Here is a 15,059-nt window from a genome sequence, read left to right on the forward strand (position 1 = left end):
GCGGCCTTGCAGGCAGCGCTGCCGATGGCTGCGATGGCCAGATGCGGGTACGCAGATTCCCTCATCGAAGCCTGTGCCTGAGGCGGTGATATTGGGTGTTTGACAAAAATTGAACCACGGAGACATCACATGCATCAGCTAGCTTGCAAGCCCGATTCCTTCTTCGCCGACGCAAAGACGCCTGCCTGCGCTTTGCCAAGCCGGCGGCGAGCCCTGGGCCTGGCAGCCGCGCTGGGTGCAGGGCTGATGCTGGCAGGCGGCGCGGCCATTGCCGCAGGCTTTCCGGAGCGCGCCGTGACGGTCGTCGTGCCGTATTCACCGGCTGGAGGCGTGGACATCGTGACCAGGCTGGTCACCACGCCCATGGCGGAGTTTCTGGGCCAGTCCATGGTGGTCGAAAACAAGCCCGGAGGCGGCACCAATATCGGCATGGCGGCCGTGGCACGCTCCGCGCCCAATGGCTATACGCTGCTGACGGCCTCGAACACGCTGACCACCAACAAGGCGCTGTACTCCAAGCTCAGCTTCGACCCCGCGACCGATCTGGTTCCGGTGGGGCGCATCGGCGAGGCGCCGCTGGTGGTCGTGGTCAATGCCAAGTCACCGTACAAAAGCCTGGCCGAGCTCATCACGGCGGGCAAGACCAAGCCCGGCGCCCTGTCCTATGGCACGGCAGGCGTGGGCAGCTCGGGCCATATGGCGAGTGCCTTGCTGGAAAAAGCCGGGCAGTTCAAGGGCGTCCACGTCCCCTACAAAGGGGGCTCCACCGCCGTGACGGATCTGCTGGGCGGGCGCCTGGACTTCATGGCCATCAACCCGCTGGAAGTCGCAGGCCATGTGAACAGCGGCAGCCTGCGCGCCTTGGCGGTGCTCAACAAAAATGGCTCACGCCTGCTGCCCCAGGTGCCGACTGCGCGCTCCCTGGGCGTGGATGTGCAAGCCACCGTGTGGTGGGGCCTGGTGGCCCCCAAGGGAACGCCCGAGGCCGTGATCCAGACGCTGAACGCGGCGCTGAACAAGGCGCTGACCACGCCGGCGGTCACCCAGACGCTGGCCGATATGGGCGCCACGCCCCTGGGAGGAACACCGGCACAGTTCGGCAGCTTTATCCAGGCCGAAACCCGTGAACTCGGCGAAGTCATCCGAGCCGCCGATATTCGCGCGGACTGATGCCGGCGAAGGCCGCCCTAGCGCAGCAACTGCCAGAACATCTGCACGCAGGGTGATGGCGCCTGCTGCATGCTGACCAGCGCAATGCGCGAGTGGCGCGCAGCATCGGCCAGCGGCTGCAGCACCACGCCGGGCGGGCAGATGCGCTCATAGACGCTGGGCACGATGGACAGCCCCAGGCCGGCGGCCACCAGCGCCATCATGGTCGAGGTCTCGCGCGCCGGCTGGGCGATGCGCGGCACAAAGCCGGCCTCGCTGCACAGCGCCAGAATATGTTCGTGCAGACCGCCACCCAGCACGGCCGGATGCAGCACAAAGGGCTGATCGGCCAGGCTGCTCAGTGCCAGTGGCTCGTTCGCCGCCGAGGCGGCATGCGCCACGGGCAGGGCCAGCCTCAGCTCATCGCGCCACAGTGTCTGCTCGCGTATCGGCACAGGGATGCGGAAGGTCGGCGAAGGCCGCATGAAGCCGATGTCGATCTGCCCTGCCGTCAGCGCCGCGATCTGCTCGCCCGTGGTCATATGCTGCAGGTCCAGCTCCACCTGCGGGTGGCGGCTGCGAAAGTCGCGCAGCATGGCCGAGAACTCGTCAAACAGCGGCACCGATGCCGTGAAGGCGATGCGCAGCCGCCCGGCCAGTCCATGGGCTGCCATGCGCACCAGCTCGCCCGCCTGCTGGTGCAGCTCCACGATCTGCCGCGCCTTGTCCTGCAGCAGCAGTCCTGCCGGCGTCAGCGCCACGGCGCGGCGCGAGCGTTCGAACAACTGCGCCCCCATCTCCTGCTCCAGCAGACGGATCTGCTGGCTCAGCGGGGGCTGGCTCATATGCAAACGCTGGGCCGCACGGCTGAAATTCAGCTCCTCGGCCACAGCCAGAAAACAGGTCAGACGGCGCAAATCCATAGGACGATTTTCGTATCAAGTCCAGACGCAAACGGTATTGGACTCAAAGACCGCAGCTTTTCACAATCCGCCAAGCCGTACAAGCTATGACAACCGTAGCTGCCTGCGTTGATTCAAAAAGGGTTCAAGGCCTATCCAGACCAGCCCAATACAGAGAGACATTGATGAAGCCGTTTCCCCTTTTCACCGTCCGCCGAGCCCTGCTGATCAGCGCCGTGGCCCTGGCTGCAGGCTGCGCCCAGCAACCGGGCAGCACGCCTAAGGAGCCTGTGCGCCTCATGACCTCGGGCGGCTTCACCGCAGCGCACAAGCTGCTGGCACCGCAGTTCACAGCCCAGACCGGCCTGGCGGTGGAGTCGGCCTATGGCTCGTCCATGGGCTCCTCGCCCACCTCCATTCCCAACCGACTGAGCAAGGGCGAGAAGGCCGATGTGGTGATCTTGGCGCGCGGTGCGCTCGACGATCTGGCCGCCAAGGGCCTGGTGCGCAGCGGCACCCAGATCGACCTAGTGCGCTCTGCCGTGGGCGTGGCCGTGAAGAAGGGCTCCCCCATCCCCGACATCAGCAGCGAGGACAAGCTGCGCCAGGTGCTGCTCAACGCCAAGAGCATTGCCTACTCGGCCAGCGCCAGCGGCACCTATTACGAAACCCAGATGCTCAAGAAGCTGGGCATTCACGACCAGGTCATGCCCAAGAGCAGGAAGATCGTGACCGAACGCGTGGGCACCATCGTGGCGCGGGGAGAGGCCGAAATCGGCCTGCAGCAGGTCAGCGAGCTGCTGCCCATCGAGGGCATCAGCTATGTCGGCACCCTGCCCGATTCGGTGCAGCACTACACCATCTTCTCGGCCGGCACGGCCAGTACCTCCACCAACCCGCAGGGGCTGGAGCAACTGCTCAAGTACTACACCTCGCCCGCCGCCGCCAAGACGATTCGTGACACCGGCCTGGAGCCCATTGCCAAGTCCCGCTGAGCGCCGCACGGCCCCGCAAAAAAAGCCCGCCAGGCAAATGCCTGCGGGCTTTTTTTGTCGCCTGGCAGCTCAGCGCTTGCTGCCCGGGCCGGCTTTTTGCACCAGGGCCACGGTCAGCCCCTGGGCGGTGACGGTAATGGCGCCAGGCTCCATGGCCAGCGCATCGACCAGGGCCAGATCCTGGTCCTGCAGCTGATAGAGCACCACCTGGCCCATGGCCTGCTCGGCCAAGGCCGTGGCATAAGTGCCCAGCATATCGCTGAGCGCGGGCGACAGCCCGTCCATGCTGAGCTGGTTGACCTTGATCTGGTAGGCGCGCAAGGTGCGGTCGGTGGGCTCATAGCGCAGCGCGAAATCGACATTGAGCAGGCCGCTGTACTGCTCCTTGAGCACCTTGCCGCTGAGCTCGGCCGGGATCACGGCGTTGAGCATATTGCGCTCGGGCAGCATGCTCAGCTGCGGCGCCTTCAGGTCCAGCTGCAGCAAACCCGCCACGGGAAACTGCCTGGGGAAACGCCTGGCCAGCATCTCCTGCAGCTTCTGCTGGCTCACACTCACGCTGCTGGGCACGGACTTGCCCGAGCAGCCCGTGGCAGCCATTCCCAATCCCAACACTGTCACTGCCAACCATGCGCGCCGATTCATCACGACCACCGAACTCCGTAAAACCTGATTCAAAACCCATGCAAACGCTTGATAAACCAACGCTGTCAGCTATGGTTTTTGAGCAATCCATTGTCTCTGAGCCTGCTATTCCACAGAGTCTCGATGGGTGTTCGCAGTTCCCTATCTGACGCAATCTGCAGGTAAAAGACTGTTATCTAACGTCCGACGCCATCCAGGGTTGACTGTCAACGCTAGCGGCGGTGCATGCACAATGATTTGCATGACTGCAAATTCCCTTCCCGTCAGCCATGAGGCACTGACAGCCGCCGCCCAGGACACCAGCCTGCCCGACCAGATTCTCAGCCTGTGGTTCGGCAGCGCCAGGCCCGGCAATGCCGATGCCCTCAAGCACAAAGCGCAGTGGTTCACCAAATCTGCGGCCTTCGACGAGGAGCTGCGCCAGCGCTTTGGCACTGCTGTAGAGGCCGCTCTGGGCGGTGCCCTGCAGCACTGGGCAACCCTGGGTCCATGGCAGCAGCTGGCATTGGTGATCCTGCTGGACCAGTTCACGCGCAATATCCACCGCAACACCCCAAAGAGCTTTGCAGGTGACGCACAGGCCCTGGCACTGGCTTTGCAGGCGGTGGACTCCGGCAGCGAGCGGCTACTGCCCGAGGTGGCCCGGGTCTTTATGTATCTGCCGCTGGAGCATGCCGAAGACCCGGCCATGCAGCAACGCAGCGTGGCCGCCTTCGAGGCTTTGCTGCAGAACGCCACGGACGCCGAGCTGCGCGAATATCTGGCCGGAACGCTGGACTACGCCCATCGCCATCAGGTGGTGATAGAACGCTTTTGCCGCTTCCCTCACCGCAACAGCATTCTGGGCCGCACCAGCACCGCCGAAGAGGCCGAGTATCTGGCACAGCCTGGGTCAGGCTTTTAGAGCGATCACGAGCCGCGCGTAGCTTCGCGCAGCGCGGGTTCCTGGCGCGCCTGAGGCTGGCGCGCGGGCTTTTTGCCCGCCCCCAGGTCGCGGTGGCGCATGGCCCAGCGCTCTACCGTGTAGAACGACAGGGCCGACAGCGCGGTAGAGATCAGCAGGCCTGCGACCACGGTCACGGGCCAGGAGTAATCGGCACGCAGATAGCGCACCACCGGGTAATGCCAGAGGTAGATGCCGTAGGACAGCTGGCCCAGCTTGATGAGCAGCGGTGCCGTCAGCATTTCATAGACCAGTCCCGCGGGCTTTTGCACGGCCAGCAGCACGACCAGGGCGGCGCACTCCACCACCGTGATGCCCCAGACCATGGCGTGCTGGTTGTCCCACTCCAGCTCCATGATCAAGGGCACGGCCAGTACAAGCCACATGGTGTAGGCGCGCAGCGACTGCAGACGCTCTATCCATTGGGGACGCTCCATCATCAGCGCCGCCAGCAAGGCGCCGGCCAGCAGACCCGAGGCCCGCGTATCGAAGCGGAAAAAGATTTCGTAGAACTGCTGGCCCTGCACCACCCAGAAGATGCGCCACAGCGTGCTCAGCAGCCACAGCGCCGCAAGCGGCGCCCAGACTCGGCCCGGCGTGGCCTTGCGCAGCAGCAGCACCAGCAGCGGCGGCCAGATCAGATAGAAATGCTCCTCCACCGACAGCGACCACATATGCAGCAGCGTGTCCGGACTGTCGAAGAAGGCAATGCCGTAATCGGCCAGGTAGAGGATGGAGACCAGGGCGTCCGAATAGATATCCGTAAGGTCTGGCCAGATAAAGGGGGCGAACAAGCAGTACGCGAGCAGGAAAAGCGCCAGCGCAGGCATGAGCCGGAAGAAGCGGCGGCGGTAAAAGCGCCAGTAATCGAGCTTGCCATGCTGCCGATACTCCATCAGCAGCAAGGAGGTGATCAAAAAGCCACTGAGCACGAAGAACAGATCGACGCCGAAGAAGGCGCCGTCGAACATCGGGGCATGTGCGTGCGAGAGCAGCACCAGCACAATGGCTATGCCTCTCAATCCATCAAGCGCTGGGTTGTAGCGCAGCTTGAACGCCGACTCCACCAAAACCGGACACCTTTCCTTTCGCCCAGGCACAGGCCGGGCTTGCAGACAAACGATTACAGCCACGCATGAGACATGGCTGAAGCAGTATTCAGAATTTGAGCAAAGAGGCAGTAACAGCTCTTTGCAGCGACCCGGGGGTCGCAGAGCGCATGGAAACACGCTCGGGGGTGCCGGAACCTGGCAGGCGATTTGTCTGTTGCATCTCACCGGTGGTGAGGCCACAGAATGTTATGAATGCCCGCAGCCAGACGGCTTGGCGTCTGTTGACAGGTGAACAGACCAGAGCAATTTGAACAGATTTTTGCCACCGGCCCAAGCAGGGGACGGAGCTTGCCGAGCTCTGGCAGGGTCTTGGCAAGCCGCGTTAACAATTAAGAACAAAAACAGCAGGCCGCGCTCCACCCATCGGCACCATCAGCTATCAAATTCGAAGCTTCAGGATGACTTTCGGCGCCCGCAGGCGGGTGCGCTCTGATGAACATCGCGCCACAGCAGCATCTCGGCCACGCGTTCGGACTTGTCCTCGTCGAAGCCCAGCTTCTGCGCGCGCTCGGCGGGGTTGGTCCAGGTGCCGAACAGCATGTCCCACAGCGGCAGGCCGTAGTTCTGCGCATGGTGGCCATGCTGGTGGTGCACGGTATGCATTTCCGGGCGCTGAAGCACATAGCCGAGCCAGCGCGGCGTGCGTATGTCGGCATGGGTGAACAGATCGAAGGCCGCCGTCAGCCCCAGGGCCACGGCTGCCGCTGCCGGGCTGGCGCCCAGCACCCAGTAGCTGGAGATCACGCTCAGCAGCATGGCAGCGCAGGAGTCCAGCGGGTGGGCGTAGAACGAGGTCAGCACCTCGATGCGACGCGCGCTGTGATGCAGCTGGTGGAACACGCGCCACAGCAGATCCGAGGCGTGGGTGGCGCGGTGCCACCAGTAAAAGACAAAGCTGGTGATGAAAAAGCTCAGCAGCCCCACCAGCAGCGGGTTCCAGCGTGCCCCCACATCGAAAAGCGCATGCTGGCGAATCCGGTCTTCCAGCAACCAGCCCAGCGCCAGCGTGCAGGCCAGTGTCAGCGCGCCCAGGGCGCTGCTGTAGATCAGCCAGCGCCGGTCGCAAAGATTGCGCGAGGCGGGCGCAATCACCTCGCGCGTGAAGACCGCCACGAACAGCAGCGCAATCAGCGGATAGACCAGGTACTCCAGCACGGCAAACACTCCCCTTGCGGTTTGCCTTGCAGTCTATCGGCTGATGTGACTTTTCCGCTTTATTGGGGCAATACGAACTGCTCCAGCGGCGTGTCGTTGGGCACGGCCAGCTGCTTCTTGAGCACCTCGCCCATGGGCAGGTTCAAGTTCACGTTCTTGGGCGCAATGGGCTGCATGAACCATTTGTTGTAGAGCTTGTGCAGCTCGCCCGAACGGATCATCTGCAAAATGGCGCCGTCCACGGCCTTCTTGATCTGCGGGTCGTTCTTGCTGAACTGGATGGCAATCGGCTCGGCACCAATCACCTCGCCTACGATCTTGTAGCCCTTGGGATTCTTGCTCTGGCCGATCACGCCGGCCAGCATGTTGTCGTCCAGCACAAAGGCATCGACGCGGCCCGACTCCAGCATCAGAAAGCTCTCGAACTGGTCCTTGCTCATCAGCGTCTTGAAGTTCAGCTCGTTGTCGCTGGCGTACTTGCGCAGAATCTGCACCGCCGTCGTGCCAGTGATGGCGCCCACATTGCGCCCCTGCAGCTGCTTGAAGGAGGTGATGCCCGAGTCGGCACGCACGGCCATGCGCACCTCGCTGACATAGGTGGTCAAGCCAAACGCCACCTGCTTCTGGCGCGTGAGGTTGTTGGTCATGCTGGCGCAATTGAAATCGGCCGTGCCGTTGTTGATCAGCGGCATGGTGTTCTGCGGCGTCAGCACCATGTACTTGATCTGGGCCTTGGGCGCAATCGCATGCACCACGCGCTCGCAGAGGTCCATGTGATAGCCGACGAACTTCTCGTTGGCACCGATCGCGTAGGACATGGGGACAGCGGCTTCGCGCACGCCCAGCACCACGGTGCCGCCGGCCTGCCAGCGCTGCAGCGTGGGCGATGCGGACAGATCCACGGCCGTGTCGATATTGGCACCGATAGTGGAGCTCGCCGCTTCAGTCTTGCCCGCAGCCATGGCCGAACCCGCGCATACCAGCGCTGCTGCCAGCCCAACCCATTTCAACGACTTGTCCATCACCCACTCCAGAAAAACAAAAGCGCCGAGACCCCTGGTCATCGGCGCTCATCACCCACCCGATCCGGCACACACCTCATGCACTCATGAGGCCCTGGCCCGATTGTCCGTGTTCGCTTATTGCTTTGAGTGGAATGCTTATGCCTGCACGGCGCTTCATGCGTCGCGTTTGGCGGGGGGCGTCCCCATCAGTTCACGCAGGCGCTGGTGGGCACCGCTGGCCTCATCGACCGGCTGCTGGTGCTTGGCCCGCAGATAGCGTTCGGTGAACACGCCCAGATAGCTCTCCAGCACGCGGCCGGCCTGCATATCGCCGACATCGCCCACCAGTTCCAGACACAGGGCCGCCACCTCGCTGGTGCAGAAATGGTCGTCGCGCTTGGATCTGCGCAACTGATAGCGAGAGATCAGATCCGGGTGCAGACTGAGCACGGGAAAGCCATCGAGATACGGGCTTTTGCGAAACATCTTGCGCGCCTCGGCCCAGGTCGCATCCAGCAGTATGAACAGCGGGCGCCTGCCGGGCTGCAGCGCGCGGCTGTCGCCGCCGTCCAGCGTCTCCACCACACGATCGGCAGGCTCGGCATATTCGCCGGGAAACACCACATAGGGCTGCCATTGCGGATCGGCCAGCAAGGCCTCCAGCTGCGGGTCCACCTCGGTGCGCGACCAGCCGAAGGCATGGGTGTCCTGCACCACATCGGCAATCAGCCAGCCCGTGTTGCTGGGCTTGAGCGGCTCGGCATCATGCATCAGCAGGCAGAAGGCCGCGCGCGTGGCCAGCTCGGGGCGCAGCGCGCACATACAGTGGGATGGACGCAAACGGCAGCCTTCGCAGCGCTCGCCCTTGGGGCCGCCGCGCGCCAGAAACGGCCGCGTGCTACGCGCCAGCCGCGCCTGACGCAAGCGCGAGACGGCATGCGGGGGCAGCGTGGAGGCAACGGTTTTCTGCGGGGTCAGAGCGGCGGGGGACAAAGGCGTGGAAGCGGGCAAGACGGACACCAGCGGGTTCGGACAGATGCCCGGATTGTCCTGCCTTTGCCAAATCCAGTGCTGATGCTGCAGGAGCGCCGCTTAGTCGCAGTCGCCCTGCTCGAAGGTCGGACCACGGCCAAAACTGAACACCGTGGGCCTGGCATTCTTGAGTCCGGCGGAAATCACGTTCCTGAAGCGATCTGGCTCGCAGTTGAAGCGCGTGTCCAGCACATAGTCCTCGGACTCTGCCTTGACCATGGCATCGCGCCAGGCGGCCGTCGCATCCAGCACCTTGCCGTCAACCATGGGGGCCTGCACCGAGTAATTGATGAAGTTGGTCAGACGCGAGCCCTTGGCCTCCAGATAGACCACGGGGTCGGCGGCATTGCCGCACAGCGTCAGGCAGTCGGCGTAATAGCGGCTGTCCAGCAGAGGCTCGAAGCCGCCAAAGGTCAGATCGCCGAGCTTGATGTCGGGCTGACCCTCGGACACGTTCAGCACGCTCTTGAGCGAGAGATTGCAGCTGGGCGCGATATCGATCTCGACAGACTCGATCACCTTGTCGGCCTCATCGCTGACCAGGGTGATATCGCAGCCATCGGTGCGGAACTGGTGGCGGTGGAATTCCGAGCGCATGGCCGGGCCGGCAATCTTTTGCACATAGGCCAGATTCATGCCTATGGTTTCGGTGCTGAACAACTGGTCGATCACACGCTTGGCCTGGGCGGCAGGCTGTGCAGGCGCAGGGGCCGGTGCTGCGGCCGGAGCCTGCGCCGGGGGTGCGGCGCCCTCGGTTTTGGAATCCGAGCAGGCCAGCAACAGGGCTGCGCCAGCCATGGCAACGGTCCAGACTCCGCAGCGTTTGATCCAGCAATGAGGCATCTGCATATCCTTGTGAGTTCGCAAGCCCCGCAATATAGGTGCAGGCCCCGAAATCACCAAGAACAAGAGGTTTCAGCCCCCAACGCACTCCAGTTCGAACAGCGGCATATCCGCCTGACGGCTCAGCCATACGCCGCCGCCCAGCTCCTTGAAGTGAGGCTGCAGGCCGCGGCGGTACAGCTCGGCACGGTGGCGATACAGGCGCGGGTCGGTCAGCTCTTCGTCAATGATGTCGCGCTCGTAATCCTCGCGTGCCACAGCCTCGATGTAGAGCCCGCCGCGCGACAGCCGGCCCAGATTGGTCAGCGCCTTTTTCAGATCGGCCGGGCTCAGATAGGGCAGCACGCCCTGGCAGATCACCAGATCGAAAGGCTGGCCATCTTTGGGCTGCCAATTCACGACCGAGCCCTGCTCCCAGCCATAGCGCTCGCACAGATAGGGACTGAACTCCACGCCCTGATACTGCACGCCCGGAAAGTGCTTTTGCACCGCCTCGCGCCACAGGCCTATGCCGCAGCCCACATCAAGCACCCGCTGCACGGGCACGCGCAGATACGCAAGATACGAGCAGACAAACGCACCCAGCCGCCGCGCGTGCTCGGGATCGATCACGCTGGTCTTCTTGTCAAAGTAAAAGCGCTGGTAATACGCCTCGTCAAACCACTCGTTGCTTGCTGATTGCACGCAGCCTCCTTCAAAAAAACAAACGGCGTCCGAAGACGCCGAAACTTCAAAAACCGACGCTGGCTCAGGAAAGAGGCAGCCAGCAAGGGCCTAGGCGGCCCAGCCGCCCCGCAGCGAGGCTGTCATCCCCCGCCGGGACAAGGCGCGCAGCGCCTGAGGGGGTTAAATTCTGCCGACCACGGACCAGCCCTTGCGCTGGTCCTGCTTGTTGTTCTCGTAGTCCCACACCGTGCCGCAGCGCTCGCAGACATAACGGGTCACCGTCGCCGTGCTCGAGCCGCGCTCCTCCTTGCGGTTGCCGCGCTGCATCAGTTCGGCATGGCCGGGGGCTTTGCGCCAGTTGCGCTGAATTCCGGCACAGGCGTCGCACAGATGGTCTTCGGCAGGAGTGGTGGTGTTGGTCATGAAAAAACTACTGAATGTGGTGCAGGCCCCGGACATACGCCCGCGCTGCAAAGCAGCCATTGTGCCGCCTGCACCGGTTTTGCACCGGAAGCCGACGCAGCATCACCGCTTGCAGGTCGGGCATGACCGCGATCCCTGTTGCCAATCGGGGCTCAAGACCTTGCCCGGAAAGCGAAGACAGCTCCTGTTTTTGAGTCCCACTTCTGAAGACAAAAAAGGCCGCTTGCACGGCCCTGGTTCAGTCAACCTGGATCAGGCCTTCGCGGGGCGATAGGCCAGACAGATCTTGTTGCCGTCGGGGTCGCGCAGATAGGCCAGATACATGGAGTCGCCGCGCCAGCCCGGCGCATCCTCGATCGACACACCACCCGCTGCCAGGCCCGCCGCATGGGCCGCGTTCACCTGGTCGGTGGACTGGGCCAGAAAGCCCGTGGTCGCGCCATTGCCCGAACTGGCCGACTCGCCGTTGATGGGCGTGGAGATGGCAAACACGCCCGTGGGGCTGCGGTAGAAGAAGCGATTCTTGTTGGCAACGCCGGGCGCAATGCCCAGCTGACCCAGCAGCGCGTCGTAAAAGCGCTTGCTGGACTCCAGATCATTTACACCCAGCATGATGTGGCTAAACATGGTTGTCTCCTGGAAAAGCCCTGTTTCGGGCGAAGATGGGAAATCGGCAAGCCATCGTAACGGGAGCTTGCCGTCCTCTTCTGTCACCCATATTCAGCCCACCATGCTGCCAGACCATTTCACCCCGGTTCCCCTGGACAAGTCCTACCGCCTGCTCAATCACGGCCCCACGGTCATCGTCTCGGCCCAGCATGCGGGCGAGCGCAATGCCATGAGCGCGGCCTGGGCCTGCGCGCTCGATTTCGCGCCGCCCAAGATCAGCGTGGTGCTCGACAAGGCCACGCGCACGCGTGCGCTGGTCGAGGGCAGCGGCTTCTTCGCCCTGCAGTTGCCCACCGTGCCCCAGGCCGCCCTGACGGTGGGCATAGGCACGGACAGCGCCGCGACCGAAACCCACAAACTCGCCAAGCATGGCGTGCAACTGTTCGATGCGCCGGGCTTCGATATACCGCTTGTGGCTGGCTGCGCCGCCTGGCTGGTCTGCAAGCTGATCCCCGAGCCGCATAACCAGCAAAGCTATGACCTGTTCATCGCCGAAGTCGTGGCTGCCTGGGCCGACGAGCGCGTGTTCCGCAATGGACACTGGGAGTTCAGCTCCGCGCCTGCCGAGCTGCGTACCCTGCACTATGTGGCGGGCGGGCAGTTCTTCGCGATTGGCGAATCGGTGCTCGTGAAGTAGAAGCTCTCATGGCTGCATCGCTTATGTATCAAGCGCTGGCAGCTATCAAAATAATGCGCACTTTGCCGTGACGGCCACTGACACCCTCAGGCGCCCTGGCCCGCAGCGCCTGCGCCCCCGGGTCTTTGTAACAGCCTTGATTTAGACTGCATCACCGGCTGACATATCAAACAACCCATGACTGCAGGTGCCGTACCGCCGCTCAGGGCAGCGATATCTGCTATCAATCACCGTGAAGTGACAGGCAATGGCGCAAGAGTTTTTTGATCCCGTGCTGTTCATCAAAGAAGATGCGCCGACGTCGATCGATCTGTCGCAGACACCGTTTTTCTGCAATATCCACGGGTTCCCGCACTATTGCGCAGAGCCGCCCACAGGCTTGAAGCTGCTTGAGCCTGCCACCAGTGATCCCACGGCCGTCATCGGCAACGCATACCGCGTCCTTTCTGCGACCACCACCCACCCCGACCCCAAGTACGGCAATCAGACCAGACTGGAGTTCCAGGCCGATCAGGTCGAGTACGAAGCCATTGCAGTCACGCATCAAACTGCAGCGGCGTTCGGCATGACGCTGATTGAGCCGGGCCAGGGAGTTCGCATCACCAGCCCCCAATCACATCTTTCGCTGGTCGACTATGAGTACGGCATGTTTGCCGGGCACCGCTCGCCCTATGAAGGAACCGGCTACCGCCTGCTGGGCAAGGTCTGTACCGACCTCGAGCATCACGATTTCCCGCATGTCTTCACCTCCATCGACCCGCACCTGCCGCTGGTGATTTCGGTGGGAAAGTACTGGCCACAGCAGCAGAAGATTTGTCTGGCCGACCTCTGGCTGCCGCGCGGCATGGCCTTGTATGTGCCGCCCCGGCCCAATCTGCCAGGGCAGACTTGCCTGGATCTGCACGGCAACCGCAACTCGGCCCTGGCCTGCTGGCGCGGGATAGAACGCTCCAGCGTCAAAACCCAGACCCTGCTGCAGACCGAAGGCGGCTATTTCTACTGGTTCTGGAACGAGCTGCCCACCACCCACCCTCTTCTCGATCTGACAGGAGCGTCCCATGCTTGAAGCCCGCCCCCGCCTGCGCACCCTTGAACCCGACACGGACAACGGCCTCTACCAGACGCTGCTGGAATCCACCCTGGCGATTCCGTTCAAGATTGACTGGACCACGAAGAAATACAGCTATATCGGCCCGCAGATCGCCGACCTGCTGGGCTGGAGCCCCGAGAGCTGGGAGACCGTGAACGACTGGGCCGAACGCATTCACCCCGACGAGCGCGAGCAAACCGTCTCGCGCTGCGTGGAGCTGTGCCTGGCAGGTGTGGATCACGAGGCCGAGTACCGGGCGCTGACCAGCGACAACCGCTTTGTCTGGGTCAAGGAAGTCGTGCACGTGCTGTGCGACGAACAGGGCCAGCCCACAGCGCTGATCGGCTTCACCTTCGATATCACCGAGCAGAAAAAAACCGAGCATCTGCGGGCCGAGCTGGAGGCCCAGAAGCTCTCCAACGCGCGCCTGCAGGAGCGTCTGCGCCTGACCCACGATCTGCACGACGGCCTGGGCGGCGAGCTGGTCCACATGATTGCTTCCGTCGAGCAGGGCAGCGAAGCCCTGACCCGGCCCCAGGTGCTGTCCATGCTCAAGCTCATCCGCAACGATCTGCGCCAGAGCATAGACAGCAACGCCTCGGCCCAGGTGCGCGTACCAGCCACTCCACAGGAATGGCTGGCCCCCTTGCGGCGCCGCTTCAACGACCTGTTCGAGGCCCTGGGTGTGCGCTGCGACTGGCAGTTTCCGCAAAGCTGGAGCCAGCCGCCCAACGCGCTGCAATACCTGGCGCTGACCCGGCTGATCGAAGAGGCGCTGACCAACGTCATCAAGCACAGCCAGGCCCGCCATGTGCGCCTGTCCCTGCTGCAACCCCAAGCCCAGGAGCTGCTGCTGGAGATCGAGGATGACGGCGTAGGCTTTGATGTGCAGGCCGTGGAGGCATCGGGCCTGGGCGTGGGCATGCGCTCCATGGCAGTGCGCATTGCGCGGGTCGGCGGACTGTTGGGGATTGAGTCGTCGCCGGGGAGGACGGCTCTGACGGCACGGGTGGTGTTGGGGGCTGAGGATTGAGCTTTTGGGGCTTGCCTAGCTTGCGGCTATAGCTATTCTTTCTAGCGACAGAAGCCGGGTCTCGCCCCGGCAGGCGAGTTACTTTCGTGTTCACGCACGAAAGTAACCAAAGAACGTGGCCCGACTGTCTGCGTCCCTGCGCTTCGCTGCGGGCAAACCTGCGTCACACCATTCGGTCTGCTCTGCCGCCCAACTCGCTGCGCGGCTAAGCCGCTTCGCTCAGACAAACGGCGGCAGGCCAGAGCACGATGCAACGCTGTCCTGCGGCAGCGTTGCCCGCAGCCCGAACCGCGTGCCGCAGGCGCAGACACACGGGTGAATGTGGGTGCGGACGGCCTGCGAGAGTTTTGACGAAATTGGCTTCTAGCGCTTACCTGGATTGCGGTAGCAGCTATCAATTACGCAAAGAAGCTATCTGGCTGTCCGCAATCGGTATCGCCCCTTTTGCCCACGCCTGCGACGGCAAGCTCTTGGGCTGGCTGCTGCACCGCAGAGAGCAGCAGCTTCTTGCTCTGACTTGCGGCCGTTTGTTTAAACGTAGCGGCTTGCCGCGAAGTGAGTTGGGCCGCACAGCCCCAAGAGCTTGACGGCGCAGGTTGCCCCGTAGCGAAGCGAAGGGGACGTGGGTAGCAGGGGCTGTGTTCTTTGCTTACTTTCTTGGGGGCGGCATTCCGTCACAAGCAAGAAAGTAAGTCGGCTGGCGGGCCGAGACCCACCCTCTAGCAATATAACTCTTATTACAGATGAATTTTTCTCAGAAA

General features: G+C 63.1%; 16 protein-coding genes. 6 read left to right on the forward strand and 10 right to left on the reverse strand.

Annotated elements, in window-relative coordinates; all coding sequences use genetic code 11:
- Positions 1-129: 129 nt before the first annotated feature.
- On the forward strand, positions 130-1,170 hold the full coding sequence (locus P353_RS22385) for a Bug family tripartite tricarboxylate transporter substrate binding protein (protein ID WP_034374707.1): 1,041 nt from the start codon (positions 130-132) through the stop codon (positions 1,168-1,170).
- A gap of 17 nt (positions 1,171-1,187) precedes the next feature.
- Here the strand turns inward: P353_RS22385 and P353_RS22390 are convergent, their stop codons facing one another.
- Positions 1,188-2,072, reverse strand: a complete 885-nt coding sequence (locus P353_RS22390; RefSeq protein WP_034374709.1) for a LysR family transcriptional regulator — start codon at positions 2,070-2,072, stop codon at positions 1,188-1,190.
- Positions 2,073-2,236: 164 nt separating this feature from the next.
- Between P353_RS22390 and P353_RS22395 the strand changes: the two genes are divergently transcribed.
- Positions 2,237-3,046, forward strand: coding sequence for a substrate-binding domain-containing protein (locus P353_RS22395; protein ID WP_034375161.1), 810 nt, complete (start codon positions 2,237-2,239; stop codon positions 3,044-3,046).
- Between the two features lie 69 nt (positions 3,047-3,115).
- Here the strand turns inward: P353_RS22395 and P353_RS22400 are convergent, their stop codons facing one another.
- The gene (locus P353_RS22400) at positions 3,116-3,646 is read right to left on the reverse strand and encodes a hypothetical protein (protein ID WP_034374711.1); all 531 of its coding nucleotides are present in this window, start codon (positions 3,644-3,646) and stop codon (positions 3,116-3,118) included.
- A 277-nt stretch (positions 3,647-3,923) separates the two neighbouring features.
- Between P353_RS22400 and P353_RS22405 the strand changes: the two genes are divergently transcribed.
- Complete coding sequence (locus P353_RS22405) at positions 3,924-4,595, forward strand: DUF924 family protein (RefSeq protein WP_198529114.1); 672 nt, start codon at positions 3,924-3,926, stop codon at positions 4,593-4,595.
- Positions 4,596-4,600: 5 nt separating this feature from the next.
- Here P353_RS22405 and P353_RS22410 read toward each other — a convergent pair whose 3' ends face one another.
- The 8 genes from P353_RS22410 to P353_RS22445 all read right to left on the reverse strand — a co-directional run bounded on the left by P353_RS22410 (position 4,601) and on the right by P353_RS22445 (position 11,496).
- The gene (locus tag P353_RS22410; protein WP_034374713.1) at positions 4,601-5,704 is read right to left on the reverse strand and encodes an acyltransferase family protein; all 1,104 of its coding nucleotides are present in this window, start codon (positions 5,702-5,704) and stop codon (positions 4,601-4,603) included.
- Between the two features lie 435 nt (positions 5,705-6,139).
- Positions 6,140-6,910 (reverse strand): sterol desaturase family protein, encoded by a 771-nt coding sequence (locus P353_RS22415; protein WP_034374715.1) that lies wholly within the window; start codon positions 6,908-6,910, stop codon positions 6,140-6,142.
- A gap of 50 nt (positions 6,911-6,960) precedes the next feature.
- On the reverse strand, positions 6,961-7,923 hold the full coding sequence (locus P353_RS22420; protein WP_034375163.1) for a transporter substrate-binding domain-containing protein: 963 nt from the start codon (positions 7,921-7,923) through the stop codon (positions 6,961-6,963).
- Positions 7,924-8,079: 156 nt separating this feature from the next.
- Positions 8,080-8,916 (reverse strand): tRNA-uridine aminocarboxypropyltransferase, encoded by an 837-nt coding sequence (locus P353_RS22425; RefSeq protein ID WP_034374717.1) that lies wholly within the window; start codon positions 8,914-8,916, stop codon positions 8,080-8,082.
- A gap of 81 nt (positions 8,917-8,997) precedes the next feature.
- On the reverse strand, positions 8,998-9,780 hold the full coding sequence (locus P353_RS22430) for a hypothetical protein (RefSeq protein WP_034375164.1): 783 nt from the start codon (positions 9,778-9,780) through the stop codon (positions 8,998-9,000).
- A 72-nt stretch (positions 9,781-9,852) separates the two neighbouring features.
- Entirely contained in the window at positions 9,853-10,464 is a 612-nt protein-coding gene (locus tag P353_RS22435) for a class I SAM-dependent methyltransferase (protein ID WP_034374719.1), read from the reverse strand.
- A 162-nt stretch (positions 10,465-10,626) separates the two neighbouring features.
- The gene (locus P353_RS22440; RefSeq protein WP_003066979.1) at positions 10,627-10,869 is read right to left on the reverse strand and encodes a hypothetical protein; all 243 of its coding nucleotides are present in this window, start codon (positions 10,867-10,869) and stop codon (positions 10,627-10,629) included.
- A gap of 252 nt (positions 10,870-11,121) precedes the next feature.
- Complete coding sequence (locus P353_RS22445) at positions 11,122-11,496, reverse strand: VOC family protein (protein WP_003072386.1); 375 nt, start codon at positions 11,494-11,496, stop codon at positions 11,122-11,124.
- A 103-nt stretch (positions 11,497-11,599) separates the two neighbouring features.
- On the opposite strand from P353_RS22445, the gene P353_RS22450 reads away from it, so the two are divergent.
- From P353_RS22450 to P353_RS22460, 3 genes are all read left to right on the forward strand, one after another.
- Positions 11,600-12,175 (forward strand): flavin reductase family protein, encoded by a 576-nt coding sequence (locus tag P353_RS22450; RefSeq protein ID WP_034374721.1) that lies wholly within the window; start codon positions 11,600-11,602, stop codon positions 12,173-12,175.
- 247 nt (positions 12,176-12,422) lie between these two features.
- On the forward strand, positions 12,423-13,241 hold the full coding sequence (locus tag P353_RS22455) for a hypothetical protein (protein ID WP_034374723.1): 819 nt from the start codon (positions 12,423-12,425) through the stop codon (positions 13,239-13,241).
- Positions 13,234-14,298, forward strand: a complete 1,065-nt coding sequence (locus P353_RS22460) for a PAS domain-containing protein (RefSeq protein ID WP_034374725.1) — start codon at positions 13,234-13,236, stop codon at positions 14,296-14,298. Before P353_RS22455 ends, P353_RS22460 begins: the two co-directional genes overlap by 8 nt.
- Positions 14,299-15,059 lie beyond the last annotated feature (761 nt).

The organism is Comamonas testosteroni, assembly GCF_000761245.1.
In the GTDB taxonomy this organism is placed as follows: domain Bacteria; phylum Pseudomonadota; class Gammaproteobacteria; order Burkholderiales; family Burkholderiaceae_C; genus Comamonas; species Comamonas testosteroni_C.

Coding starts and splice junctions, on each gene's coding strand:
- P353_RS22385 (WP_034374707.1), top strand. CDS start 130: ATGCATCAGCTAGCTTGCAAGCCCGATTCCTTCTTCGCCGACGCAAAG.
- P353_RS22390 (WP_034374709.1), bottom strand. CDS start 2,072: ATGGATTTGCGCCGTCTGACCTGTTTTCTGGCTGTGGCCGAGGAGCTG.
- P353_RS22395 (WP_034375161.1), top strand. CDS start 2,237: ATGAAGCCGTTTCCCCTTTTCACCGTCCGCCGAGCCCTGCTGATCAGC.
- P353_RS22400 (WP_034374711.1), bottom strand. CDS start 3,646: ATGGCTGCCACGGGCTGCTCGGGCAAGTCCGTGCCCAGCAGCGTGAGT.
- P353_RS22405 (WP_198529114.1), top strand. CDS start 3,924: ATGATTTGCATGACTGCAAATTCCCTTCCCGTCAGCCATGAGGCACTG.
- P353_RS22420 (WP_034375163.1), bottom strand. CDS start 7,923: ATGGACAAGTCGTTGAAATGGGTTGGGCTGGCAGCAGCGCTGGTATGC.
- P353_RS22430 (WP_034375164.1), bottom strand. CDS start 9,780: ATGCCTCATTGCTGGATCAAACGCTGCGGAGTCTGGACCGTTGCCATG.
- P353_RS22440 (WP_003066979.1), bottom strand. CDS start 10,869: ATGACCAACACCACCACTCCTGCCGAAGACCATCTGTGCGACGCCTGT.
- P353_RS22445 (WP_003072386.1), bottom strand. CDS start 11,496: ATGTTTAGCCACATCATGCTGGGTGTAAATGATCTGGAGTCCAGCAAG.
- P353_RS22450 (WP_034374721.1), top strand. CDS start 11,600: ATGCTGCCAGACCATTTCACCCCGGTTCCCCTGGACAAGTCCTACCGC.
- P353_RS22455 (WP_034374723.1), top strand. CDS start 12,423: ATGGCGCAAGAGTTTTTTGATCCCGTGCTGTTCATCAAAGAAGATGCG.
- P353_RS22460 (WP_034374725.1), top strand. CDS start 13,234: ATGCTTGAAGCCCGCCCCCGCCTGCGCACCCTTGAACCCGACACGGAC.